General features: G+C 72.0%; 18 protein-coding genes. 3 read left to right on the forward strand and 15 right to left on the reverse strand.

The window, feature by feature from the left end; genetic code table 11:
* Positions 1–8: 8 nt before the first annotated feature.
* The 6 genes from ACZ4WH_RS18000 to ACZ4WH_RS18025 all read right to left on the reverse strand — a co-directional run bounded on the left by ACZ4WH_RS18000 (position 9) and on the right by ACZ4WH_RS18025 (position 7,475).
* Positions 9–1,601, reverse strand: a complete 1,593-nt coding sequence (locus ACZ4WH_RS18000; RefSeq protein WP_468181428.1) for a solute symporter family protein — start codon at positions 1,599–1,601, stop codon at positions 9–11.
* Positions 1,598–2,146: a DUF485 domain-containing protein gene (locus ACZ4WH_RS18005; protein ID WP_468181430.1), complete on the reverse strand. Its 549-nt coding sequence runs from the start codon at positions 2,144–2,146 to the stop codon at positions 1,598–1,600. Before ACZ4WH_RS18005 ends, ACZ4WH_RS18000 begins: the two co-directional genes overlap by 4 nt.
* A gap of 69 nt (positions 2,147–2,215) precedes the next feature.
* The gene (locus tag ACZ4WH_RS18010; RefSeq protein WP_468181432.1) at positions 2,216–2,905 is read right to left on the reverse strand and encodes a response regulator transcription factor; all 690 of its coding nucleotides are present in this window, start codon (positions 2,903–2,905) and stop codon (positions 2,216–2,218) included.
* Positions 2,902–4,053 (reverse strand): sensor histidine kinase, encoded by a 1,152-nt coding sequence (locus ACZ4WH_RS18015; RefSeq protein WP_468181434.1) that lies wholly within the window; start codon positions 4,051–4,053, stop codon positions 2,902–2,904. Before ACZ4WH_RS18015 ends, ACZ4WH_RS18010 begins: the two co-directional genes overlap by 4 nt.
* Complete coding sequence (locus ACZ4WH_RS18020) at positions 4,050–4,601, reverse strand: DUF1453 domain-containing protein (protein ID WP_468181436.1); 552 nt, start codon at positions 4,599–4,601, stop codon at positions 4,050–4,052. Before ACZ4WH_RS18020 ends, ACZ4WH_RS18015 begins: the two co-directional genes overlap by 4 nt.
* A 750-nt stretch (positions 4,602–5,351) precedes the next feature.
* Positions 5,352–7,475, reverse strand: a complete 2,124-nt coding sequence (locus ACZ4WH_RS18025) for a DNA gyrase/topoisomerase IV subunit B (protein ID WP_468181438.1) — start codon at positions 7,473–7,475, stop codon at positions 5,352–5,354.
* Positions 7,476–7,916: 441 nt separating this feature from the next.
* On the opposite strand from ACZ4WH_RS18025, the gene ACZ4WH_RS18030 reads away from it, so the two are divergent.
* Positions 7,917–8,147, forward strand: coding sequence for a DUF7455 domain-containing protein (locus tag ACZ4WH_RS18030; protein WP_030735014.1), 231 nt, complete (start codon positions 7,917–7,919; stop codon positions 8,145–8,147).
* Positions 8,148–8,246: 99 nt separating this feature from the next.
* Here the strand turns inward: ACZ4WH_RS18030 and ACZ4WH_RS18035 are convergent, their stop codons facing one another.
* The 7 genes from ACZ4WH_RS18035 to ACZ4WH_RS18065 form a co-directional block, all read right to left on the reverse strand.
* Positions 8,247–9,107: a S1 family peptidase gene (locus ACZ4WH_RS18035; protein ID WP_468181440.1), complete on the reverse strand. Its 861-nt coding sequence runs from the start codon at positions 9,105–9,107 to the stop codon at positions 8,247–8,249.
* Between the two features lie 122 nt (positions 9,108–9,229).
* Positions 9,230–10,768 carry an RNA polymerase sigma factor gene (locus tag ACZ4WH_RS18040; protein ID WP_468181442.1) on the reverse strand — a complete coding sequence of 513 codons (1,539 nt, stop codon included), beginning with the start codon at positions 10,766–10,768 and terminating at the stop codon, positions 9,230–9,232.
* 437 nt (positions 10,769–11,205) lie between these two features.
* The gene (locus ACZ4WH_RS18045) at positions 11,206–12,093 is read right to left on the reverse strand and encodes a FadR/GntR family transcriptional regulator (protein ID WP_468181444.1); all 888 of its coding nucleotides are present in this window, start codon (positions 12,091–12,093) and stop codon (positions 11,206–11,208) included.
* A 162-nt stretch (positions 12,094–12,255) separates the two neighbouring features.
* Positions 12,256–14,997 carry an ABC transporter ATP-binding protein gene (locus ACZ4WH_RS18050; protein WP_468181446.1) on the reverse strand — a complete coding sequence of 914 codons (2,742 nt, stop codon included), beginning with the start codon at positions 14,995–14,997 and terminating at the stop codon, positions 12,256–12,258.
* Positions 14,998–15,159: 162 nt separating this feature from the next.
* Positions 15,160–15,918 (reverse strand): NUDIX hydrolase, encoded by a 759-nt coding sequence (locus ACZ4WH_RS18055; RefSeq protein WP_014675471.1) that lies wholly within the window; start codon positions 15,916–15,918, stop codon positions 15,160–15,162.
* Positions 15,919–16,071: 153 nt separating this feature from the next.
* Positions 16,072–17,982 carry a glycogen debranching N-terminal domain-containing protein gene (locus ACZ4WH_RS18060; RefSeq protein ID WP_468181449.1) on the reverse strand — a complete coding sequence of 637 codons (1,911 nt, stop codon included), beginning with the start codon at positions 17,980–17,982 and terminating at the stop codon, positions 16,072–16,074.
* Between the two features lie 653 nt (positions 17,983–18,635).
* Positions 18,636–20,243 (reverse strand): DUF4192 domain-containing protein, encoded by a 1,608-nt coding sequence (locus ACZ4WH_RS18065; protein WP_468181451.1) that lies wholly within the window; start codon positions 20,241–20,243, stop codon positions 18,636–18,638.
* 143 nt (positions 20,244–20,386) lie between these two features.
* Between ACZ4WH_RS18065 and ACZ4WH_RS18070 the strand changes: the two genes are divergently transcribed.
* Both ACZ4WH_RS18070 and ACZ4WH_RS18075 read left to right on the forward strand, forming a co-directional pair.
* Positions 20,387–22,552 carry a RecQ family ATP-dependent DNA helicase gene (locus tag ACZ4WH_RS18070; RefSeq protein WP_468181453.1) on the forward strand — a complete coding sequence of 722 codons (2,166 nt, stop codon included), beginning with the start codon at positions 20,387–20,389 and terminating at the stop codon, positions 22,550–22,552.
* A 374-nt stretch (positions 22,553–22,926) separates the two neighbouring features.
* Positions 22,927–23,547, forward strand: coding sequence for a hypothetical protein (locus ACZ4WH_RS18075; RefSeq protein WP_468181455.1), 621 nt, complete (start codon positions 22,927–22,929; stop codon positions 23,545–23,547).
* Positions 23,548–24,044: 497 nt separating this feature from the next.
* Here the strand turns inward: ACZ4WH_RS18075 and ACZ4WH_RS18080 are convergent, their stop codons facing one another.
* Together ACZ4WH_RS18080 and ACZ4WH_RS18085 are read right to left on the reverse strand one after the other, a co-directional pair.
* Positions 24,045–24,677 carry a hypothetical protein gene (locus ACZ4WH_RS18080; RefSeq protein WP_468181457.1) on the reverse strand — a complete coding sequence of 211 codons (633 nt, stop codon included), beginning with the start codon at positions 24,675–24,677 and terminating at the stop codon, positions 24,045–24,047.
* Positions 24,678–24,745: 68 nt separating this feature from the next.
* Positions 24,746–25,447: a ribonuclease HII gene (locus ACZ4WH_RS18085; protein ID WP_468181459.1), complete on the reverse strand. Its 702-nt coding sequence runs from the start codon at positions 25,445–25,447 to the stop codon at positions 24,746–24,748.
* Positions 25,448–25,528: the final 81 nt, after the last annotated feature.

The following is a 25,528-nucleotide window of genomic DNA, read 5'->3' on the forward strand; positions in this document are numbered from 1 at the left end:
GCGTCCGGCTACACGGCTCCGGCCCCGGTCAGCGAACGCACCTCCGTCTCGGCGTACTTGGCCTCGTCCGGGACCTCGTCCGAGGTGACGGTGCCCAGCCAGCCGGCGAGGAAGCCGAGCGGGATGGAGACGATGCCCGGGTTCTCCAGCGGGAAGTACTGGAAGTCGACGCCGGGGAACAGCGAGCCCGGGCTGCCGGACACCACCGGGGACAACAGCACGAGCCCGATCGCCGGGACCAGCCCGCCGTACACCGCCCACACCGCGCCCCGCGTCGTGAAGCCGCGCCAGAACAGCGAGTAGAGCAGGACCGGCAGGTTCGCCGACGCGGCGACCGCGAAGGCGAGGCCGACGAGGAAGGCGACATTGAGATCGCGGGCCAGCAGGCCGAGCCCGATCGCCACGACGCCGATACCGACCGCCGCGCACCGGGCCACGGCGACCTCGCTGCGGGGCTTGCCGTGCCGTCGGCGCAGTGACGCGTACAGATCGTGGGCCACCGAGGCGGAGGAGGCGAGCGTGATGCCCGCGACCACCGCGAGGATCGTGGCGAAAGCCACGGCGGCGACCACCGCGAACAGCACGGTGCCCCCGGTCGAGCCCGCTCCGCCGCCCAGGTCGAGGGCGAGCAGGGGCACCGCCGTGTTCCCGGCCGCGTTGGATCCGCGCACGGCCGGCGGCCCCACCACCGCCGCCGCCCCGAAGCCGAGGACGATCGTCATCAGGTAGAAGCTGCCGATCAGACCGATCGACCACACCACGGAACGGCGGGCGGCCCGCGCGGTCGGCACGGTGTAGAAGCGGGACAGGATGTGCGGCAGGCCGGCCGTGCCCAGCACCAGTGCGAGCCCCAGGCTGATGAAGTCGAACCGGGCGTTCCAGTCCCCGCCGTACTTCAGCCCCGGCGCCAGGAACGCCTTCCCATGACCGCTGCGCTCCGCCGCCGTGAGCAGCAGCCGGTCGACATCGCCGTGGAAGCGCAGCAGGACCAGCACGGTCAGCACGACCGTCCCGCTCAGCAGGAGGACCGCCTTCACGATCTGGATCCAGGTGGTGGCCCGCATCCCTCCCAACGACACATAGATCACCATGAGCGCGCCGACACCGATGACCGTCCAGGCCTGGGCCGCGCCGCTCGTCCGCCCCAGCAGCAGTGCCACCAGGCTGCCCGCGCCGACCATCTGCGCCACCAGATACAGAACGGACACCGTGACCGAGGACGTTCCCGTGGCGATCCGCACCGGCCGCTCGCGCATCCGCGCGGCCACCACGTCCGCCAGCGTGAACCGCCCGCAGTTGCGCACCAGTTCGGCCACCAGGAACAGCACGACCAGCCACGCCACGAGAAAACCCACCCCGTACAGCAGCCCGTCGTACCCGTACAGCGCGATGAGCCCGCTGATCCCGAGGAAGGAGGCCGCCGACATGTAGTCGCCCGCGATGGCAAAACCATTCTCCATCGGGGAGAACAGCCGCCCGCCCGCGTAGAACTCCTCCGCCGAACCGTGCCGCCTGCGGCTGACCCACGTCGTGATCCCGAGGGTGACCGCCACGAACCCGCTGAACAGCAGCAGCGCCAGAGTCTGATGGTCACCGGTCACGGGGTCCCTCCCCGCGCTCCGCGGGCCAGTTCCTGCGTGTCCCAGCGCAACTCCAGCGCGGTCCTGTCCCGGCGCAGCCGCGCGTGCCGGGCGTAGGCCCAGGTGAGCAGGAACGTCGTGAGGAACTGCCCGAGCCCCGCGAACATCCCCACGTTCACCGCCCCCACCACGGGCCGGGCCATGAGTCCCGGCGCGGTCGTCGCGGCGACCACGTACCCCACGTACCAGACCAGGAAGGCCACGACCCCCGGCACCACGAACCGCCGGTACCTGCGGCGCACCTCTTGGAACGCCTCGCTCCGCTGCACCTCGACATACACGTCGCGAGCACGCGCCGCCGCCGTGCCGGGCTCAGCGCGCGCGGGCGGCACGGCCGGCGCCCGCATGCCCGCACCGTCCAGCTCGCCCCAGCCCGAGGCCAACGCGTCGTACCAAGGGTCGTCGTACGTCACGTCGCGAAAGGACGCGCCGTCGCCTTCCTGGTTCCCGGCCGATCTCTCGGGACCGTCCCCGACTCCGCCTGGACGATCGTTGCTTGACTGCATGCCCAAGGATGGACAGAACGGGAAGATCCCTGACTCTTCTTCCTCCGGCTCTTCACCCCATCAGGTGATTCACCCGGTGGGCGGCCGCACCAGCCCCTTGCTGTAGGCGTACCGCACGGCCTGCGCCCGGTCCTTGAGGCCCGTCTTGGCGAAGAGGTTGTTGATGTGTGTCTTCACGGTCGCGGTCGACACATGCAGCCGGCGAGCGATCTCCTGGTTGTTGAGACCGTCGGCGATCAGCACCAGGACCTCGGTCTCGCGCGTGGTCAGCCCGTCGGGCGCCTCGCAGGCCGCCGGCACCGGCACGGGCTCGGCCTGCGACAGCCGCTCCAGCAAACGTCGCTGGATACTCGGCGACAGCCCCGCGTCCCCCGAGAGCACACTGTGCACGGCACGGACGATCTCCTCACCACCCGCGTCCTTGGTCAGGTACCCCCGGGCACCGGCCCGCAGTGCGGGGAACAGCGACTCGTCGTCCGCGTAGGTGGTGAGCACCACGACCTGCGTTCCCGGGTACTGCGCCCGGATCCGCCGGGTGGCCTCCACACCGTCGCAGCGGGGCATCCTGAGGTCCATCAGCACGACGTCCGGAGCGAGTTCCCCAACCAGCCGCACCGCCTCCTCCCCGTCTGCCGCGGCCCCGACGACCTCCACGCCGGGCAACAGCCCGAGCAACATCACGATGCCCTCACGGACCACGGTCTGATCGTCGGCCACCACCACCCGTGCGGGCTTCCTCTCCCCCTCCGTCTCCGTCATACGGGAACCTTCAGCGTCACCACGAACCCCTCCTCGTCCGGTCCCGCGTCCAGCGAACCGCCCAGCAGTTCGGCGCGCTCACGCATGCCCAGCAGACCGTATCCGCCCCCGGATCCGTTCAGTTCGCCCGCTTCGCCGCCCGAGTCCCGTACGTTCAGCGTCACTTCATGCCGGCTGTAGTCGAGCCGCACGGTCACTTTGGCGCCCTGGGCGTGCTTGCGGACGTTCGTCAGCGCCTCCTGCGCGACCCGCCGCACGGCCTGGGACGCCTCGGCCGGCAGGGGTCTGCGTTCACCTGTGACGGTGACCTCGGCGCCGTGGGCCGTGCTGACGAGTTCGGTGAGGAAGTCCTCCAGCGGGGTCAGCTCGCCCCGCAGCGCGGACAGGGCCTGCCGGGTCTCGGCGAGTCCGTCGCGGGCCATGCCCCGGGCGGCCACCACCCGCTCCAGGATGCGCTCACGATCCGCGCCGTTCTCGATCAGCAGTCGGGCCGCCTCCAGGTGCACGAGCTGCGCCGAGAGGCTGTGCGCCAGCACGTCGTGGATCTCCCGTGCGATGCGGGCACGCTCGGCGAGGGCCGCGGACTCGGCCTCGGCCGCACGGGCGGCACGCTCCTGGGCGAGCAGCCGCTGCGCACTGCCCCGGGCTTCCCCGTCCAGCCGCAGGACGTACCCGGCGAGGGCCATGCCGGCCACGGTGGCGGCCGTGGACAGCCAGACGTCGTTGGTGAACGCGGAGTAGGAGGCCAGCGCCACCGACGCGACGGGGACCGCGGCCCCGAGCGGCAGCCGCTCCAGCGCGCCGACTCCACAGCCGCACCAGATCACGAGGGCCGGCCCTCTGAATCCCGTGGCCTCGGCGGCGACCGCGATGCCCAGGAGCACGCCCATGAGCGCGAGGGAGGGCACCAGCCGGTGCTCGTAGGTGGTCCGGAAGAAGGCCCAGGAGACGAGACCGGCGAGGAGGACCCCCGCCGCTGCCGCGAGCGCTTCCCAGAGACCGACGTGCCTCTGGCTGAAGGCAGCCCACAGGAGCATGGCCAGTACCAGCAGTCGGACGGCCCAGACGAGCAGGCGCCGGGGGCGGGTGGTTCCCGCGCGGCCGAGGGCTTCGCGTGACGGCCAGCGTGTCCAGGCGTTCTCCGTCACACGCGCTCCTTCCACGCCGACCGCTGGTCGTCACCGTACGCCGGGGCGGGACGGCTCAGGGCCGGACGGCTCGCGGCGGGACGGCTCGCGGCGCCGACGGACTGGGCCCGCCAGGCCAGGAGTCCGCCGCGGACCAGCAGGGTGCCGGCGAGGCCGAGCATCAGTGCGGAACTGTCCTGGTGCACGCCGAGGGCGGAGCCGAGGGCGAAGACGCCGGCTCGCAGGGCTATGCCCACGATCCATACGGCGCCGCTCGCCTTGCTGCTCCTGGTCCATACGACGCCGTCCGGCGCGGTCCAGACCCGGGTGGTCCAGCCCCAGCCGACGCCGGTGGCCAGGCCGATGAGCAACTCGACCACGAGCAGGACGGCGGATTCGGCGCGGTGGTGGGCGTCGAGGATGCCGGGCTCACGCAGTGAGAGGACGGCCAGGATCAGGGGCAGCAGCCACCAGCGCCGGTCCGTGTCGATCGCCCGGGCGCGGAACTGGCGCGCGATCACTATGGCGGCGACGACCACGATCACCAGCGCGTTGACGAGCCCGGGCATCTTGACCTCCGTGAGTGAGAAGGCGGTGCCGGAAGCGAGTGCTGCCGACGCCTTCGAAGTTACGGAAGTCCGCAGGCCAGGGGATCGGAGCCGGGGTGGATCACGGGTGGAACCTGGCACCGGCCGCTCTCCACCCGGGGGTGGAGAGACCTTCAGGGTCGGATGGTGGGTGGGTGTAGGGGGCGGGACGGGGGTGGTGGGTGATGGTGCGGGGCGGGCGGGCTAGTGGTGATCAAGCGAGCTGCGTCCTGAGGGGACCGCCGCACCAGAGCCGACCTGGGAATGGTGGGCCGTCCCGCCCTGATCGGGCGGTGGCCGCTCGGCATGGGCTACGGGCACGAGGGCCGACGGCGCCGGCTGGCGGCTGGCGGCTGGCGGCTGGCGGCTGGCGGCTGGCGGCTGGCGGCAACAGCGGACACCCTGCCTTCCGCCCCGGCCACTCAACCCGTCCGGCCCCGGCTCACACCGGAACGCCCCGGCAGGCGTCCGCTCGGCCTTCGCTCGGCAGCCACCCGGCAAGCCCCGCCCCCCACCTCGTCCCGCCTCCCACCAGGACCGCTTCCCACCCGAGCCCCGCCTACCCCACCGCCCTCCCCAGCTCCGCAACGCAGGCCAACGCGGACCACCACACGCCACGCCCACCAACGCACGCACGCCCATACGAAACGCTGGGCCCCGAGCAAGCCCTCAGCCCCAGGCAACTACCCCCGTCGACCGAAAGCCCCCGTCGTCCGAAGCCCAGCGCAGCGGCTACGCGTCGATGCGTGACCGGTCCAGCGTCGCCGCCGAGCCGGAGATGAACTCCTTGCGGGGAGCCACGTCATTGCCCATCAGCAGGTCGAAGACCTGTTCGGCGGCCTCCAGGTCGGAGAGGTTGATGCGGCGCAGGGTGCGGTGGCGCGGGTCCATCGTGGTCTCGGCCAGCTGGTCGGCATCCATCTCGCCCAGACCCTTGTAGCGCTGGATGGAGTCCTTGTACCGGATGCCCTTGCTCTGGAACTCCATGAGCTTGTCGCGCAGCTCGCGGTCGGAGTACGTGTAGACGTACTTCTCCTGCCCCTTCTTCGGCTGGATCAGCTCGATGCGGTGCAGCGGCGGCACGGCGGCGAAGACCCGGCCGGCCTCGACCATGGGCCGCATGTAGCGCTGGAACAGAGTGAGCAGCAGGCAGCGGATGTGCGAGCCGTCCACATCGGCGTCGGTCATCATGATGATCTTGCCGTAGCGGGCCTGGTCGATGTCGAAGGTGCGGCCCGAGCCCGCTCCTATGACCTGGATGATCGCGCCGCACTCGGCGTTCTTGAGCATGTCGGTCACCGACGACCGCTGCACGTTGAGGATCTTGCCGCGGATCGGCAGCAGGGCCTGGAACTCGGAGTTCCGTGCCAGCTTGGCCGTACCGAGCGCTGAGTCGCCCTCGACGATGAACAGCTCGCTGCGGTCGACGTCGTCACTGCGGCAGTCGGCGAGCTTGGCCGGCAGGGACGAGGACTCCAGGGCCGTCTTCCGGCGCTGGGCGTCCTTGTGCTGGCGGGCCGCGACCCGGGTGCGAGCGGCCGCGACCACCTTCTCCATGACGACCCGGGCCTGGGTGGCGGCGTCACGCTTGGTGGCCGTCAGGAACGCCTTCAGTTCCTTGCTGATCACGCTGTTCACGATGCGGCGGGCGGCCGAGGTACCGAGGACCTCCTTGGTCTGCCCCTCGAACTGCGGCTCGGCCAGCCGGACCGTGACGACGGCGGTGAGGCCCTCCAGGGCGTCGTCCTTGACGATGTTGTCCTCGGCCACACGCAGCATCTTCTTGGCGCGCAGCACATCGTTCAGCGTCTGGGTGAGGGCCTGCTCGAAGCCGGTGACGTGGGTGCCGCCCTTGGGCGTGGCGATGATGTTGACGAACGACCTGACGGTCGTGTCATAGCCCGTGCCCCACCGCATCGCGACGTCGACGCCCAGCTCACGGGTGACCTCGGTGGGGGTCATCTGGCCGTGCTCGTCCAGGACCGGGACGGTCTCCTTGAAGGTGCCCTTGCCCGAGAAGCGGAGGACGTCGCAGATCGCCTTGTCGTTCGCCAGGTACTCGCAGAACTCGCTGATACCGCCGTCGAAGCGGAACGACTCTTCGCCCTTGCTGCCGCCCTCGCCGAGGCCGAACTCGTCGCGGACGACGATGGTCAGGCCGGGCACCAGGAACGCGGTCTGCCGGGCGCGCTGGTGCAGGTTCTCCAGGGACAGCTTGGCGTCCTTGAGGAAGATCTGCCGGTCGGCCCAGTAACGCACGCGCGTGCCGGTGCGCGTCTTGGGGATCTTCTTGGTCTTGCGCAGACCGCTCTTGGCCTCGAACTTCGCTTCGGCACCGTCGGTGGCGAAGGCACCGGGCACGCCGCGCCGGAAGCTGATGGCGTGGGTGTTGCCGCCGCGGTCCACCTCGACGTCGAGACGGGCGGAGAGGGCGTTGACCACGGAGGCGCCGACGCCGTGCAGACCGCCGGAGGCCGCGTAGGAGCCGCCGCCGAACTTGCCGCCGGCGTGCAGCTTGGTCATGACGACCTCGACGCCGGACAGGCCGGTCTTCGGTTCCACGTCCACGGGGATGCCGCGGCCGTTGTCACGCACCTCCACGGAGCCGTCGTCGTGGAGAATCACCTCGATGTGGTCGCAGTAGCCACCGAGGGCCTCGTCCACCGAGTTGTCGATGATCTCCCACAGGCAGTGCATCAGACCGCGGCTGTCGGTCGAGCCGATGTACATACCGGGGCGCTTGCGCACGGCCTCAAGACCCTCGAGGACGAGCAGGTGCCGCGCGGTGTAGTTGGAACCGTCCCGGTCTGCTCCTGCCAGCAGCGCTGTGGACGGCACGGACGTATCGGCGGTCACGCGGTTCGCTCCTCGCTGAATTTCAGGTGGCCCCCTTTTGGGTAAGGGGGCGGCTTCGGTCGCCGCACAGAGGGTACCGAGCCCTGGTAGAGCCGGTGTAACGCCACCCTCGTCGGCACCTCACACTAGTCCACACTCGCATACACGTTCGATCCCTCGATGGAGTGAAGTACACATCACGTTCCCTTCGAGGCATGAACCATTTAGGCTCCGGGCACGTCCTCATGAACAACCGGCAACCCGGCCGGGAGGACCGAGACAGCAAGACAGCGCGAACCCGTACGCATACAAGAGACGCAATACGGCACATTCGCCGCCAACCGGCAGCAGACAGCCGCCCCGGAAAGATTTTTTCGAGGAAAAGCCACGAGCGGGAACGTTTTCGGGCTGGTTGGATGTTGACCCTGGTACGACAGCTCGTCGAGCTAGAGAAGAGGCGACGTGACTACTGTTCTGACCCCCGCGAGCCCGTTGACGGCCGCCGATCGCTGCGACCGCTGCGGCGCCCAGGCATACCTGCGCGTCGTCCTGCTCAGCGGCGGAGAACTGCTCTTCTGCGCCCACCACGGTCGCAAGTTCGAGCCGGAACTCAAGAAGATCGCCGCTGAGATACAGGACGAGACGGAGCGGCTGACGTCCGTTCCGAACACCGCTTCCGAAGAAGAGCGCTGAATCTCGCACCACGACGAGCCAGCCCCGGCACAGGCCGGTGCACGGGCGGCCGCTCCTCGCCAGGAGCGGCCGCCCGTGCTCATGCCCGCAGGCGCGCGCTCATGTGCGCCCGGGAGGCTGTTCCTCGTCCCCTGCGGCCGCCTGGAGCGTTCGTACGATCTCGGAGACCCGCGTGTAGACGCCGGGCAGTCCCGGCCGTCCGCAGCCGCTCCCCCATGACACGAGGCCGATCAGCCGCCCTCCGGCCACCAGAGGCCCGCCACTGTCCCCCTGGCAGGCGTCGGGACCTCCACCGGCCTCACCGGCGCACAGCATGGTGGCGGCCCGGTAGGCGCCGTCGGGGCCGCCCGGAAAGGCACGGGCGCACGTCTCGTCGGGCAGTACGTGTAGGCGTGCGGCATGGAGTCGGCGCGCGTAGGCCCCTTCGCCGGTCGTGTCCCCCCACCCGGACACCATGGCCTGGGTGCCTGGTGCGTACGCCGGATCGCCCGCGCCCGCCATCGTGACGACCGCACTCTGCGGCAGCGGCGTGGCGAGACCGAGGACCGCGAAGTCCCCTGAGTTGGTCGTGACGTCGTAGGCGGGATTGAGCCGGATGTCGCGTACGGCGATCTCCTCTCCCTGCCCCGACAGCAGGTCGGTGCGGCCCGCGATGACCTTGAGGTCGCGCACACGGTTGGGCGGTGCCCCGAGGACCTCCTCGGACAGACAGTGGGCGGCGGTGAGCACGGTGGTCCGCCCGACGGCCACAGCCCCGCAGAACTGGCCCGCCCGCATACCTCCGAACCGGTCACGGCTGGCCAACGCGACCGTCCACGGAGCTTGGGAGACGTCGATCGGAAACCCTCCGACCACTACGCTGTCGGCGACGGCGGGAGGCGTGCTCACCAGGGGTATCGCGGTCACGCCGGCTGCCAGGGCCAGCGGCCGGATCAGTGCCCGGACAAGGGAACGGCGCATGCATGCTCCTCACTCTGGGTCCTCCTGGGACACCCAGAGTCATCCAGGCAACTGAAGCGCGCAGCACGAAGGCCCGGCCCCTGCGAGGGGAACCGGGCCTTCGCCGTCGTACGACCGCTTACCTAGTCGAGGTAGTCGCGCAGCACCTGGGAACGCGACGGGTGGCGCAGCTTCGACATGGTCTTGGACTCGATCTGGCGGATGCGCTCACGCGTCACGCCGTACACCTTGCCGATCTCGTCGAGGGTCTTCGGCTGACCGTCGGTGAGACCGAAGCGCATGGAGACGACGCCCGCCTCGCGCTCGGACAGGGTGTCCAGGACGGAGTGCAGCTGCTCCTGGAGGAGCGTGAAGCTGACCGCGTCGGCCGGGACGACGGCCTCGGAGTCCTCGATGAGGTCACCGAACTCGCTGTCGCCGTCCTCGCCCAGCGGGGTGTGCAGCGAGATGGGCTCACGGCCGTACTTCTGGACCTCGATGACCTTCTCGGGGGTCATGTCGAGTTCCTTGGCCAGCTCCTCCGGGGTGGGCTCGCGGCCCAGGTCCTGGAGCATCTGGCGCTGCACGCGCGCGAGCTTGTTGATGACCTCGACCATGTGCACCGGGATACGGATGGTGCGGGCCTGGTCGGCCATGGCGCGGGTGATCGCCTGACGGATCCACCAGGTGGCGTACGTGGAGAACTTGTAGCCCTTGGTGTAGTCGAACTTCTCGACCGCGCGGATCAGACCGAGGTTGCCCTCCTGGATGAGGTCCAGGAACAGCATGCCGCGGCCGGTGTAGCGCTTGGCCAGGGAGACCACCAGACGGAGGTTGGCCTCCAGGAGGTGGTTCTTGGCGCGGCGGCCGTCCTCGGCGATGATCTCCAGCTCGCGCTTGAGCTTCGGGGCGAGCTTGTCGGCGTTCGCCAGCTTGTCCTCGGCGAACAGACCCGCCTCGATGCGCTTGGCCAGCTCGACCTCCTGCTCGGCGTTGAGCAGGGGGACCTTGCCGATCTGCTTCAGGTAGTCCTTGACCGGGTCGGCGGTGGCACCCGCCGCGGCGACCTGCTGCGCGGGCGCGTCGTCCTCGTCCTCGTCGGACAGCACGAAGCCGGCGCTCTCGGTGCCCTCGGGCTCGTCGGCGACCTTCGCGTCCTCGAGAACCTCTTCCTCGAGAATCTCGACGTCGTCCTTCTTGGCCGTGGTCTTCTTGGCGGCCGTCTTCTTCGCGACAGCCTTCTTGGCGACCGTCTTCTTGGCGGTCGCCTTCTTGGCGACGGCCTTCTTCGCCGCGGCGTCTTCGGCGGAATCGGCTGGGACCGGGGCCGCGGGCGCCGCGGGGGCGGCCGTGGTGGCGGTGGCCTTCCGGGTGGTCACCGTCTTCGCCGCGACCGTCTTGGTGGCGGTGCGCTTGGCGGGGCTCTTCGCTGCGACGCTCTTGCGGGTGCGCTTGGGCTCTGCGGCACTGACCATCAGCGTCACACCCTCTTCCTCAAGAATCTGGTTGAGGCTGCGCAGTACGTTCTTCCACTGAGTGGCCGGAATCTGGTCAGCTTCGAAGGCCCGACGCACATCGTCGCCGGCGATCTGCCCCTCAGCCTTTCCCCGCTCAATGAGCGCCATGACAGAGACGGACTCGGCGATCTCCGGCGGGAGCGTACGGGATGTGCTGGCCGACACGAACAACCTCTCGGAACGTTGGAAAACGGCTTCCGGCACCGTCCACTGCGGACAGGAGCCGACCACCGGCCTGGGGATGGGCCGACGGCGCGGGCGGGGGCCGGGAAGATGCACAGCGCCTGGTTCGGCGTCCGTATTCCCTCCGCGGCTATCACCTCTTAGGTCATCGCGCTGTCTCCACGAGCGTTACGCCCAATCTGCGTGGCCCGAGTCACACCCCGTAAGCGGTCAAAAGTGGTCAGATGTGCACAGAAGGGATCGTCCTTGGCCTTCGGACCGGCCGCGCCCACGACCAGGACTTCCCGTCGCACCGCCGGACCCGGCCGGACTCCGGAAGGTCCGGCGGGGTCCGGCGGCGGCCGGTACCAGGGCCCGGCGCCGCCACGAATACCACGAGAAAGCCGCACACCGGCGACCGCACCGCGTTCCTCGCGAGGTCAGTGCTCGCGCGGGGCGGGCACCACGCGCTCCACCTCGGGGTGGACGGTGAGGAGCTGGCGCATGGCCGCCTCCGCCGCCGCGCCGTCGCCGGTGCCGAGCGCGTCGACGATCCGCGCGTGCTGCGCGAGGGACGCCTCGTTCGGCCGGTCACAGCCGGTGACGGGGCCGCCGGAGACCTGGAGCGCCGCCGAGACGATGCCGGACAGGTGCTCGAGCATGCGGTTGCCCGCGATCTGGATGAGCAGCCCGTGGAACTCCGTGTCGGCGCGCGAGTAGGTGAGCGCGTCGCCCTGGGCCAGCGCGTGGCTCATGATCTCGACCATGTCACAGAGGCGCTGCTGCACCTCCTCGCGCCCGTGCCCGGCGGCGAGACGGGCGGCCAGCGGCTCGATCGTCCAGCGCAGCTCGCTCAGTTCCCGGCGCTGGTCGTCGCGCTGCGGCCCGAAGGCCCGCCACTCGATGATGTCCGGATCGAGAAGGTTCCAGTCGCTGACGGGACGCACGCGCGTGCCGACGTTCGGGCGGGCACTGACCAGGCCCTTGGCCTCGAGGACGCGGAGGGACTCGCGGACGACGGTGCGGGAGACCTCGAAGCGCTGGCCGATCTCCTCCGGCACCAGCGGTCGGTCGGCGCCCAGGTCGCCGGAGACGATCATCTGTCCGAGCTGCTGGACGAGTTGGCCGTGCAGTCCGCGTCCGCGGCTGCCCGAGCTCCGCCTGCCGACACGGCCCAGCTCGGGGTCCCCGCCGTCCCAGGCGGGCGCGCCGACGCGGTCGGCCACCGGGGCCTCGGCGTAGGGGTAGCGGTCGAGTTCGCCCGGGCCGGCCAGACCTGAGTCTGCGGAGCGGGCGGCGGTCATCATGGTGTGCGCAAGGGTACTCACGGATCCTTTGTCGGCGCCGTCTTCAACTCCCTTGAGGTCTTTGGTGAAAAGCACACGAAAGGGTGATCGCTCACGCCGTCGCAATTGACGCCTTATCGGAAAGAAATGGGCGTTCTTCGGGGAGTTGTGCACACAGTGAGAACGGAAGCGTACGCACGGTCGTCATCGGAACCGGGTCCGCAGCGCTGTGAGCAGGTACGCGCAGAGCAGCGCCGCCAGCGACAACGCCAGCGCTCCCCCGACGGGTTGAGCGAGCACCCGCGCGGCCGCGACCAGGTACCGCTCACCTCCGAAGGGCCACCGCAGCAGGAAGACCTCCCGCATCCGCACCGGGAAGTCGGCCGCCATCCGCACGGCCGGACCCTGAAGCGCCTTGTGCACGAGGGGCACGACGAGAACGGGTACGGCGAGGACGGCCGCCAGTCCGGCCGTCGTGGACCGGAACACACCGGCCGCCAGCACACCGGCCCACGCACAGCCGACGACCAGCCCGAACCAACTCGCGGTCAGCGAAAGCCAGTCCGCGGGAACTTGCGCCAGCTCCCGTCCGTAGACGATGTAGAGCACTTCGGCGTCGCAGCCCACGGTGAGGAAGGCGAGCAGTACCGCGGTGGCTCCGGAGACGAGCAGTTTCGCGGCGAGCAGCCCCAGCCGGCGGGGGACGGTGCCGCGGTCCGCCGCCAGGGCGGGGTGGCGGAACTCGTCCCCGAAGGCCAGCGCACCGAGCAGCCCGGCCGCGAGCGCCGTGGGCGGCAGCGGCAGCTCCCGCGGCCACGCCGCGAACAGCCGCGCCTGCGGGGTGTGACCGAGCCGCGCCAGGAGTACGGCGGTGAGGGCGGACACCACCAGCACGGCCCCGCAGGTGAGGAACCCGGTGCCGATTCCGCTGGCGCGCCGGATCTCGTAGCGCAGGGGGCGGAGGGGGCTGCGGGCGGGGCGGACGGAGATGGGGGGTGGGAGGGGGAAGGGGGCGGGGAGGGGGCGGACACCGTCGGGCAGGGCGGCGCGGCCGGTCTGCTGCTGCCGGGCGCCGGGATTCCTGGCGCCGGGGAGGAGGGTACGGGCGCCGGCGATGGTTGTTGTGGGGGTGCGGGTACTTCCGGTCTGCGGCTCGGAGGCCGCCGCGCGTCCGCCGAGGCCGGCGTCCGGGGTGCCCGTCGAGCCGGCGGACCGGCCGCCGGCGGCTCTGGCGGACGGGTCCCCGGCGCCACCACCGGCCGTGCCCTTCTCACCGGACGCGGTGACTCCGTCGTGGGTGCGGTCGGCCGGTGAGGCCGCGGCGGCCGAGGACGTGTCATGCGTCGGTTCGCTGGAGATGATCAGCGGTCGATCCGCCGCGCCGGCTCGATCAAGACCCTGGCCGGGCGCAGACCGCTCACCGTCGTCGGCCCACCCGCGCTCCCGCGCCGCAAGCCCGGAGGCCAATTGCCCTTCACCGACCGGGAAGACGCCGGCCACGGCCCGCTCGGACTCCGGCGCCGAGGAGTCGGGGGTGCGTTCCCGCTGCCCCGACGACTGCCCGGCGATCACCGCATCGACCGACGAGAGCCCCGGCGCCGGGGTGTCCGGCTTCGGCGCGGATCGGTCGCGGACCGTCGCGCGGGGTTCGCCCGCTGTCGGATCGGCCGCCCTGGCCCCTGATTCCACCGGCGGATCCATGGCGCGCGAGTCCGTCACGTGGAGGGCAGGCGTCGCGGCCTCCTCGGACACCGCCGGCCTCGCGTGCTCGGGCGCCGTCGGCAACTCGTCCACGGCGCCACTCAGGTTCTCCGGTGAGCCGTCGAGCGCGGCGGGGCCGGATTCCAGCGGGGAACCCGCGGCGGACTCGGGCGCCGAACAGCCGGACACGGTACGTCCGCGACGCGCCCACGAAGGGCCCGCAGCGGGGCGCTCGGGTTCCCCCTGCCGGGCGTCGGGCGCCGCCGGGCCGTTGTCCGGCCGGGCCTCCCGGTCTGCCGGCGGTACGTCCGGTACGGCCTGCTGGGGCTCGGTGGAGCACAGCGCCTCATCGTCCTCGGCACCGGCTCCGGGCCCCATGTCGCCGACCTCGTCGGCGAGTTGATGGACGAGGATGCCGTGGCGGAACGCGATCTCGCCGACGTCGGCGGTCGTGGTGCCGTACACGGACAGGCGGTTGCCGCCCTCGCGTACGACTTCGACGGAGCGGCGGGCGGTGCGCGCGTCTTTGGTGAGCAGGGCCGCGAGGCGTGCGGCGTGGGGGCTGCGGACGGCAACGCGGGGGCGCAGCCGGGTGCGGGCGAACGCCCTTGCGTCCTGGTCCGCGACGACTTTGCCGGCGTCGAGCGTGACGACCCGGTCGGCGGTGCGCGCCGCTTCCTTGGTGTCGGCCGTGGTGAAGAGCACTGTGCCGCCCTGGGCGGCGTGGGCCCGCAACATGCTGTGCAGCCACTGGGCCTCGCGGGTGGATAGTCCGTCGGCGGGTTCGTCCAGGACGAGCGTGTGCGGGTCGGGCAGCAGGGCGCAGGCCAGGCCGAGCCTGCGGTCCATGCCGCGCGACAGCGTGCCGAGGCGCTCCTCACGGAGGCTGACGAGACCGACCACTTCGAGGACCTCGTCGGCTCGCCGCGCGGGAACTCCCGAGGCCGCGCACAGCATGCGCAGATGGCCGCGGACCGAGCGGGACGGGTGGCCCGGTACGTCGCCGAGGAGTACGCCGACCTCCCTCGACGGATGCGCGATCCGGTGCAGGGGTCGGCCTCTGAAGTAGGTGATGCCGCGCCCTGGTTGGAGCTCAAGCATCAGTTTGAGCGCCGTCGTCTTGCCCGCGCCGGCGGCCCCGAGGAGCGCGGTGACATGCCCGGCGCGCGCCTCGAAGGAGATGTCGTCGACAGCGGGCGGATGCGCCTTGCGGGGATTGCTGGTCAGTCCGAAGGCCTGGATCACCTTCAGCAAGATAGCGCTACATGTCCGGTTTTCCCGGTATAAGGCGACTTGCGAAAACATGCCGCTTGGTCTAGGCCCGATCTTGTCCGCCGTTCGAGGGAGCCGGGGCTCCGCGCGGGCGGCCGGTTCGCCGGTCGTCCGGCGGGCCCTGCGCTCCGCGTCTCAGACCTCCGGGCGCAGCATCGGCGGGTTGAGCAGGGTGGCACCGCCAGCTCGGAAGAGCTGGGCCGGCCTGCCGCCCTGGCGTGTGGTCGTACCTCCTGTGGGGACGAGGAATCCGGGGGTTCCGGTGACCTTGCGATGGAAGTTGCGCGGGTCGAGCGCCACGCCCCACACCGCCTCGTACACCCGGCGCAGCTCTCCGACGGTGAACTCGGGCGGGCAGAAGGCGGTGGCCAGCGACGAGTACTCGATCTTGGAGCGGGCGCGTTCCACTCCGTCGGCGAGGATCTGCGCGTGGTCGAAGGCGAGTGGCGCCACGGGTTCGCCGTCGCGGCCGTAGCCACCCTGCTGGAGCAGTTCCTCGACCGGGGCCCAGCGCGCGTTGCTGGCGTCGCCGCCGGCGCGTGGTGCGGGCAGGTCGGGCGCGAGCGCGAGATGCGCGACGCTGACCACGCGCATGCGCGGGTCCCGCTTGGGGTCGCCGTAGGTGGCGAGCTGCTCCAGGTGGGCTCCGTTGTCCTGGGCCGGGACCGAGGGGTCGTGCGCGCACAGCCCGGTCTCCTCGGCCAGCTCGCGCGCCGCCGCCTGGGACAGATCCTCGTCGGCCCGTACGAAGCCGCCGGGCAGCGCCCAGCGCCCCTGGAAGGGAGGCTCGCCCCTGCGGACCGCCAGCGCGCACAGGGAATGGCGGCGCACGGTCAGCACGACCAGATCCACGGTGACGGCGAAGGGCGGAAAGGCTGACGGGTCGTAGGGCATGCCGCGATCATAGTCGTCTCCCTGACGATAAACACTCCCTTCGTCGGTCGCACCGGTGGTGATTCCGCTTCGTTCCGGTACGGAGCGCGGAACCGGCTCTCCGTTCGCCGATCCAGTGGTGTCGTACGAGGTCACCCCGCTGTTCCGTAGATGTCACGCTCCCAGTTGCAGGCCGTCCGCCGCCTCCTCCACCATGGCCAGTCCCAGTCGGCTGATCCGCACCGCGAAAGGGGCGCCCGCGACGCGCAGCCCGCTGAGTTGGAGTTCGCCGAGCGGGGCGCTCCGCACGGGACGCAGGGTGACCGTGCGGGCGGGGGCGTCGGGACGGATGCCGGCGAGGGCGGTGAGCAGCAGGACCACGGAGGCCGCTGCGGTGGCCGCCGGACGGCAGGCGGCCGGGTGCGGGAGGGGCGCGGTGTCGGCGGAGCGCTGTTCACCGGCGAACATCTCGGGCAGCCGGTGACCGAAGTGTTCCGCCGCTTCCAGCAGCCCGCTCAGCAGGCCTGCCGCTTCCTTCTCGTATCCCTCCGCCACCAGTCCGGCGACCGCGAGTGCCGTCTCCTGGACCCGCACGGCTCCGGTCCGGTGGCCGAACGGATTGTGTCCCGCCTCCTTGGTGCCGAGGCCGCGCAGCCCCCAGCCCGCGTCCATGGCGGGGGCGCCGAGCAGCCGGGCCAGGTGTTCCGTCTGCACCTTGTCGAGCAGGCCCGGGGCGTGCAGGCCGGCGCCGAGCAGGCCGGTGTCGAGGAGGTGGACGGCGGTGGCGGCCAGGTGGGGCACGGGTCGGCCGTCCGGTGCCAGAGCCATGGCCGGGCGCCCGCCCCCGCGGCCCTCCACCCAGAAGTCGGCCCGGAAGGCCGTCCGCAGTGCCTGGGCCCACTGGCGGAATTCCGTGGCGCCCGGTCTGCCGAAGGCGTCGAGGAGGTCGGCGCCGAGCAGGGCGGCGCGGTGCGCGTGGGCCTGGGTCTCGCAGCGGGCCGGTCCTGCGGGGTGCGGATCGGGGAGGTAGGTGCCGTCACCGAGGGTGGTCCGCAGCCAGGTCAGGCAGCGCTCGGCCGCGGGCAGCAGTTCCTGTGTCTCCTGGTCGGGCAGCCCCCAGCGGCGGGCTTCGGCGAGCAGGACGGGGAAGAGCAGTGTGGCTTCCGTTCCGGTGCAGCTCGGCGGGAGGTGCGGGCCTGTGTCGCGTCGGGGGCCGGGGATCATGCCGGCCCGGGGACCCGGGCCCGGTAGCTGGGTGCGGGCCAGGGCGCGCAGGGTGCCCGCGGCGAGACGGGTGCCCAGGGGCAGCGCCACGCGGGCGGCGGCGAGCGCCTCGGCCGGGGCCATTCCGCAGCGCCAGGGAACGCCCGCCGCGAGGTAGGTGTCGGAGGGGTGTGCGGAGTCGCGCAGGAGCAGTGCCTGGAGGTCGGCGACGGCCGAGTGCAGCAGCGGGGCCACCCGGGGGTCGTCGCACGCCGCCCGGGCGGGGGCGAGCGGGCTGGTGGCGGCGTGCCCCGCGGCCCGCAGAGGGCCTGCGCCCTCGGGTCGTACCCGCAGTTCCACGGCTGCCGTCCCGCCAGGTGGCAGGTCCAGCTCCCAGCGCAGCAGCCCGGCGGAAGCCAGAGCGGCGGCGGGCGGCGGGTCCGCGGTGACGCAGGCGGCGGCGTCGGCCTTGGCCCAGCGCAGACCCGAATCGTGGACGCTGGCCGGGAGTTCGGCGCCTGCCGTCCCGGCGGCGATGGCGCCGATTTCCGCCAGGTCGGTGCCGAGGGCGACCTCGACGGGCAGGCGCACCGGACGCGCGGCGGCGTTGCGGAGCGTGATCCTTTCGGTTCCGTCGGCGTGGCGTGTCCGTTCGACGACGGCATCGGGGTCGGGACCGGCGGCCGGTGAGGTGCGCAGCGTCCCCACGAAACGGGCGCTGTCGGCTCCGGCCGTCCTGGCCTGCACCGGCAGCGGTTCCCGGCCTGCCACGCGGACCTGACACCGGGAGAGCAACCGCCTGCCGCCCCGGTAGAACCCGTCCAGACCAGCGCCGGCCAGCTGCCCCGACTCACCGGAGATGGCGAGGCCGGGCAGGGCCACACAGATCAGCGCGGTGTGCGTGGGCGGCAGCTCTGGCGCCGAACGGTTGCCCGGAGATGTGCGGGGCGGGGGAGTCAGGGCGGGCCGGCGGGGCCGGGCAGTGACGAGGGGCGGACGACCGCGCTGGGTGGCCGGGACGAGGGGACGGATGTCCCCGGACGATGTCAGTCGACGGTCGGCTGCCTTCGGTGTGCGGGATCCGGCGCCGTCCGCCGGGAACGGCTCGGGCCTGCTCCGAGGCGGACGTTCGCCGGCGGCGGAGGGCGGAGTCGGCTGCTGGTGCATGGGCTGGCTTCTTCTGCGCTCGGTGTGCCTCGGACGTGCTGGGCGGCCGGTGGGCCGCCCCGGAGGACAGGGGAGGTGCGGCGGCAGGGCCCGTTCAGGCTTTCCGCCACTCAGGTGAACGGAAGGGGACTCGTCCGGGTCACGGCTCGCCTCGATGAAGCCGACCGAATGGTGACGTGACCGGTCGGCGGGGGTGGCCGTCGGGGTGCTCCGCGCCAACTGGCCTCGGGGCCTCGCCGGGCGTGCGCTCCGGTGGCGTCGGGGACTGCCTCCGTCGTGCCCCGGTGGATCGGCGGCCCGGCCCATGCGGACCGGTGCGGCCCTGCCCGTGCGGACCGGCACTTTCCCGGGTTCGCACCGGTCGACGCTCATCCGTTCTCCTCGGGCTGCGGACGCCCGGTGTCCGAACGGGCGTCGCCGGTTGTGGCGTCGCCCGCACCCGCCGCACGCGTGCGCGTGGTGATCGGGCTGCGGGTGCCGGGCCCGGTGGCCTCGGTGGCGGACGATCGGGGGCGGGAGTCGGCCGGCCTCCGTCGGCCTCCCTTCGCGCGGGCTGTGCGACGACTGTCGTCGCCGTCCGCGCTGCGCGCACGACGCCGTCGCTGTGCGCTCGTCCGGGAGCCGGGTTCGGCGCCCGGATCGTCCGCCTGAATGCCGGCTCCTGGTGCGGGGGCCGGGCCTTGCGGCTCGGTGAGCGCCGTCTGCGGGGGCTCGGTGGGGGCGGTCCGCGGGGGCTCAGTGGGAGCGGTCCGGGGTGCCTGGTCCGTTCGTTCCGTGGTCTCCCTCGGCCTGTGCCGCGCGCCCTCCGCGCGCAGGCAGCGGCGGACCGACTCGGGGTCGAGCCCCTCGTTGCAGGCCTGGTGCAGCAGGCGGGCGAAGAGGTAGTCGGGATCGGCGGCCAGTGCCATGGCCAACGCCTCGCGCGCCTCCAGTTCGTCCCCCATGGACCAGGCGACCCAGCCCGCGAGGGTCAGCGGTGCGGCGGCGTGCTCGCCGTAGGGCCCGACGCAGCGGCGGGCCAGGGCGCGCCAGAGCCGGAGCGCCGGACCGGCCTCCTCCCCCTCCATCCAGGCGGCGGCCTTGTCGCGGGTCGTGCGGTCCTGGAGCCCGAGGATCAGGGTGGCCGCCTCGTCGTCCGCGAGGAGGTTGTCGTCGCGTACGTCCGCCGAATGCGTCCCGGAGACCGGTGCCTCCGTGGCGTAGCGGCGGATGATCCGCTCGGCCAGGTCCAGGGTCTCCTCCGCCACCTCCTGACGGGCCGTCTCGTCCAGGAGGCGGGGCACCAGGCTCATGCCGGCCGCGTCCAGAGCGATCTCCTGTCCCAGCGCGGCGGTGGTCTCCCAGGGCTGCAACCTGGCGCGCAGCTCCCGCAGCGTGCCGCGCACCTGGATGCCGGCGTAGGTGGCTGCCGCGGCGAGCACGGAGGTGCCGGGAAGGCCCATCGGCGAGCCGTCCTCGGGGCAGCAGCCCTTGACCGGGCAGCAGTACGACCAGAAACGGCCGTCGGAGATGCACAGGGCTTCGATGACCGGCACGTCGAGGCTGCCGCATTCGGTGCGCATCAGGTGGGCCAGCCTCTCCAGCCGTCGTTTGACGTCCCGTCCGGACTCTCCCGGGCCCGGTTCCTGGCAGACGTAGGCCACCATCCGCTCGGGCCGGGTGCCGCGCCGCTCGCTGCCGGTGACCAGTCCGCGGGCCAGCTGCCGGGCGGCGGCCTCCCAGTCCTCCTCGTTCGCGGGGATGCCGAGCCGGGCCCGGCCGCCGAACCTGCCGCGACGGCCCACGTGATCGTGCAGGGCGACGAGCACCATGCTGTCCTCCGGGCGGTAGCCGAGGAGGTAGGGCAGGGCGTCGGCCAGCTCGGCCGGGGTGCGCAGCGTGACCTGCGTGGCGTGCTCGGTCGGTCCGGTCGACGGCTCCTGCCCCGAGATGTCGTTGCTCTCGAAGGGTCCGGTGGTTTCGCTGTGATTCGTCATGCCCCGAAGATCTCGCGGATCTTGAGATTCCGGTTGAGCCTGTGGATAAGTCGGATCAGGGACACGACAAAGCCGCCCGGCGTTGTCCACAGCCTCGGCCCGAGCCCGCCCGGTTGTCGGTCCCGTCCTGTTGTATGGGACGCATGGAGCACACGAGCAACGCGGATCTCCGGGCAGAGGCGGACGCCGTCCTCACCCGGCTCGTCGGGGATGCCACGGGCGCGGCCCGGCTGCGCGAGGACCAGTGGCGGGCGATCGAGGCACTGGTCGCGGACCGGCGCCGGGCCCTGGTCGTGCAACGCACGGGATGGGGCAAGTCCGCGGTCTACTTCGTGGCGACCTCGCTGCTACGGGCCAGAGGAAGCGGGCCCACGGTGATCGTCTCGCCGCTGCTCGCGCTCATGCGGAACCAGGTGGATGCCGCCGGCCGGGCCGGTATCCACGCCCGGACCATCAACTCCGCCAACACCGAGGAGTGGGAGGCCGTCCAGGCCGAGATCGAGGCGGGCGACGTCGACGTGTTGCTCGTCTCGCCTGAGCGGCTGAACAACCCGGACTTCCGTGACCAGGTCCTGCCCAAGCTGTCCGCGGCCACCGGCCTGCTGGTCGTGGACGAGGCCCACTGCATCTCCGACTGGGGACACGACTTCCGCCCCGACTACCGCCGGCTGCGCACCATGCTCGGCGACCTCCCACCCGGCGTCCCCGTCCTGGCCACCACCGCCACGGCCAACGCGCGAGTGACCGCGGACGTCGCCGAGCAGCTCGGCACGGGAGGCACGTCCGACGCGCTGGTCCTGCGCGGGCCGCTGGACCGCGAGAGTCTGAGCCTCGGCGTGCTGCGGCTCCCGGACGCCGCGCACCGGATGGCCTGGCTCGCCGACCACCTGGACGACCTGCCGGGCTCCGGCATCATCTACACGCTCACCGTGGCCGCCGCCGAGGAGGTCACCGCCTTCCTGCGGCAGCGCGGGCACGCCGTCGCCTCGTACACGGGCAAGACCGAGAACGCCGAACGGCAGCAGGCCGAGGACGACCTGCTCGCCAACCGCGTCAAGGCCCTGGTCGCCACCTCCGCGCTCGGCATGGGGTTCGACAAGCCGGATCTCGGATTCGTGGTCCATCTAGGTTCGCCCTCCTCCCCCATCGCCTACTACCAGCAGGTCGGCAGGGCCGGCCGCGGTGTGGACCACGCGGAGGTACTCCTCCTGCCGGGCAAGGAGGACGAGGCGATCTGGGAGTACTTCGCCTCGCTGGCCTTCCCCTCCGAGGATCTGGTCCGGCGCACCCTGGACGTCCTCTCCCGGGCGGACGGGCCCCTGTCGCTGCCCGCCCTGGAACCGCTGGTCGAGCTGCGGCGCTCACGCCTGGAGACCATGCTGAAGGTCCTCGACGTGGACGGCGCGGTGCGGCGCGTCAAGGGCGGCTGGATCGCGACCGGGCAGCCGTGGTCCTACGACGCCGAGCGCTACGCGTGGGTGGCCCGACAGCGCGCGGCGGAACAGCAGGCGATGCGCGAGTACGCGACCACCGCCGAGTGCCGGATGGAGTTCCTGCAACGCCAACTGGACGACGAGGGCGCCAAGCCCTGTGGCCGCTGCGACAACTGCGCCGGACCGCGCTTCACCTCCGGTCTGTCCACGGCGGCCCTGGACGCCGCGCGGAGCGACCTGGGCCGCGCCGGGGTGGAAGTGGAGCCCCGTCGCATGTGGCCGACCGGCCTCCCGGCCATCGGCATCGACCTCAAGGGACGCATCCCGGCCGGGGAACAGGCCTCGCCCGGGCGGGCGCTGGGGCGTCTGTCGGACATCGGCTGGGGCAACCGGCTGCGTCCGCTGCTCGCGCTCCAGACGCCGGACGCCGCGGTGCCGGACGACGTGGCGCGAGCCGTGGTGGAGGTCCTGGCCGACTGGGCCCGAGGCCCCGGCGGCTGGGCCTCCGGTGCGTCCGACGCCCCGCCCCGGCCGGTGGGCGTCGTCACCGTGGCCTCGCGCGGCCGGCCCCGGCTGATCCACTCCTTGGGCGCCCGGATCGCCGAGATCGGCAGGCTCCCCCTGCTCGGCTCGGTGGAGTACGCCGGGGACGCGCCAAGGTCGCCACGCAGCAACAGCGCGCAGCGACTGAAGGCCCTCGACGGCGCCTTGACGGTGCCGCACTCCCTGGCGTCGGCACTCGTCGAGGCGAACGGTCCGGTGCTGCTGGTCGACGACTTCACGGAAACGGGCTGGACGCTCGCGGTCGCGGCCCGCCTGCTCCGGAAGTCCGGGGCGCGCGGAGTGCTGCCGCTGGTGCTCGCCGTTCAGGGGTGACATGTCGCGACCGCTGGTCGCCGTCAGGGGTGAGCGAGGTGCGGCCGCCGGTTCTCGCCTTCCTGGGCTGAGCGGCGTGCTGCCGCCGGCCGCGCAGCTCAGGGAGGAGCAAGCAGTCACTCGCGGAACCCGGCAGGCGGCGGCCGGACACCTCAGGCGTCATCTGCCGAACCTTTGGGTAGGGATATAAGCGACGCACCACCAGATAACAGTCGGCGGCGCCAATTGCTCGTTGCCGCAGCCAAGTTCGACAGGAAGAATTGAGGTCCGCTCCCCGCGCGGCTCGTCCGTGATCCGGTTGGGCTCCGCTGCGGTGCGCGCTCCCCCGAATCCGACCTCGCCCGCAGTGTGGGCGCGTAGCCGAAGGGAGGAACGTGACCTTCGGATTCGCCTCGTCCTCGGCGGCCTCGTTGTCGATGTCCGCGTCCGCCGCTTCCGCCAGTCGCCTGCTCGAGCCGGCCGAGTGGGCCGCTGCCGGAATCCCTCTGCTGCGCAACCCCCGTGAGGTCGTCAGCGGGCTGCATGCCCGCCATCACCCGAAGCCGCTCACGGCGATCGTGGCGGTTCTCGACCCGGACGAGCGGCTGCGGGCCAGCGCCTCGTTCACGCGCCGTCCGGCCCCGGCCGACGGCTGGATGTTCCGCAACGCGCTGCTGGCCCAGTTGCGCCGGGTGATTCCGCACGACCTCCGCCGCCGCACGCCGGTGCGCACGGCCGTCCTGCTCTACTGCCGTGAAGGCGACGCGCGCTGGACCGAGGAGGACGGCGCCTGGATGTGGGGACTGCGCGATGCCTGCACACTGCACGGGCTGCGCTGCGGGGCGTACATCACGCTGACGCATGACGGCTGGCAGGTGCTCGGCGAAGGGCGCGGCGGACGCCGGCCCAACGCGCACTCGGCGCCGGAGCCCTTCGCCACGGCGGAGACCCCGCAGCTCGTACCGCGCACCGGCGGCCCGGTCTCCGAGGTGCTGCGCCGGGCGGCGGCTCGCTGAACCCGCTGAGCAGCGCGGCGCGGGCGGTACGACGGCTCGTGCCGCCCGCACCGCGCTGTACGAACAACAAGGCCAGCGAGGCATCACAAACGGCACGGCAGCCGGGCTCCACCAAACGCCCGGGCCAGCCGGTAGCCGTAGCCGGTGTGCGATGACCGGGCCGGGCCGTTGTGTGCCGCGAGCGGCGCCGAGGACACGGGTGGGCTCACGCGTTGGTCCGGCGGCGGAGATACGAGATCCGCTCCGGCGAGATCAACCCTGAAGCGGCCCCGGCACGTTCGCCTGCCCGCGGTCGCGCAGGCGGAACACACGGTCCGGCCCGGCGTACGCCCGCCGCTGTGACGACCTGGAGCAGGCGTGCCGGGCAAGCCTTACGCCATGATCGAGGCGCCCTCGGAGAGCCACGCCGGCGTGCAGGCATGCCAAAAGCCGCACCGTGCGGATTCCGCCGGAGCGGCTCCTTCGACACCCCGGTGTCCCGAGGTGCCGGACGCGGCTCAGACGCCGGCGCCCAGCACCGAGTTGATCTGCTGCGGGTCGCCGCAGACGATCAGCAGGGCACCGGCCCGGGAGTGGGCCAGCGGGAGGGCGGTGGCAGCGGCGGAGGCGGGTCCTCCGTTGACGGCCACGACGACCACCGGGCGGGACGCGGCACGGGAGGCGACGGCGGCATCCGCATAGAAGACGTCGTCGCCGGCGTCATGCTGCGCCCAGTAGGACGTCTCGCCGAAGGACAGCTCGTGTTCGGCCCACGGGTGCTGCGCACCGGTGGTGATCACGAGCACGTCGCCGGGGGCACGGCCCGAGTCCAGGAGCAGGTCGACGGCCTCCTCGGCGGCGTCGAGCGCACCCTCGGCCGAGGCCGGGATCAGTTGGATCTGCGGGCTCGCCGCGGTGGCGGCGGTAGCGGCCGGGCCGGAGGGGCCAGGCTTGGCCGGAGCCACGTCACGCGGCGTGCGCTGCACCGGCGGCGTGGGCCGCAGAGGGCCGGGACGACCGGGGCGGGACGGAGCCGCGGGGCGGGGGCCGGGTACGGGGCGGGGGGTCGGCGCGGTACGGCCGCTGGCCGGAGTGGCGCGGGGACCCTGGGCACTCTCGTGAATCTGAGGCTCCTCGGGAATGAGAGGCATGAGCTGATATTTATCAAACGTTGGTGCGGCGCGGATGACCGGGTGGCACATCAGTGCGAGCGGAACCGTCAGAAATCGAGACCGAGCTGACCCTCAATTTCCGGAACGCTTCCGTCCGCCCAGCTGCGGACCTTCTTGAGGTGCCGCCACTGAGGCAACGCATCAAGATACGCCCACGACAATCGGTGGTGCGGGGTGGGCCCCCACTCCTCCAGTGCGGCCTTGTGCACGGGCGACGGATACCCGGCGTTGTCCGCGAATCCGAAGTGTGCATGGTCGATACCCAGTTCGGCCATCATTTTGTCTCGCTGGACCTTGGCGATCACCGACGCCGCCGCGACGGCCACGCACGACCGATCGCCCTTGATCACCGTGCGTACCTGCCAGGGTGCGCCGAGGTAGTCGTGCTTCCCATCGAGGATCACGGCGTCGGGGCGGACCGGCAGGGCGTCCAGGGCGCGGACTGCGGCGAGCCGCAGCGCGGCCGTCATCCCCAGGTCGTCGATCTCCTCCGGGGAAGCATGCCCCAGCGCGTAGGCCGTCACCCATGACCGCAGGGTCAGGGCGAGTTCCGTACGCCGCTTGATCGTCAGCAGCTTGGAGTCGGTCAGTCCCTCGGGCGGGCGACGGAGCCCGGTTATCGCCGCGCAGACGGTGACGGGCCCGGCCCAGGCGCCGCGCCCCACCTCGTCGACACCGGCAATGACCTTCGCTCCGGTCGTGGCGCGCAGGGAGCGCTCGACGGTGTGAGTAGGTGGTTCGTACGGCATGGCGCCCTTAGCGTACGCCGCCGGGATCGCCGTGCGACACCCCGGTCGCCCGGCCGGGATCGGGAGTGCCGGCGCGGCGGA

The sequence above is a fragment of the Streptomyces sp. NPDC029138 genome, from assembly GCF_055564375.1.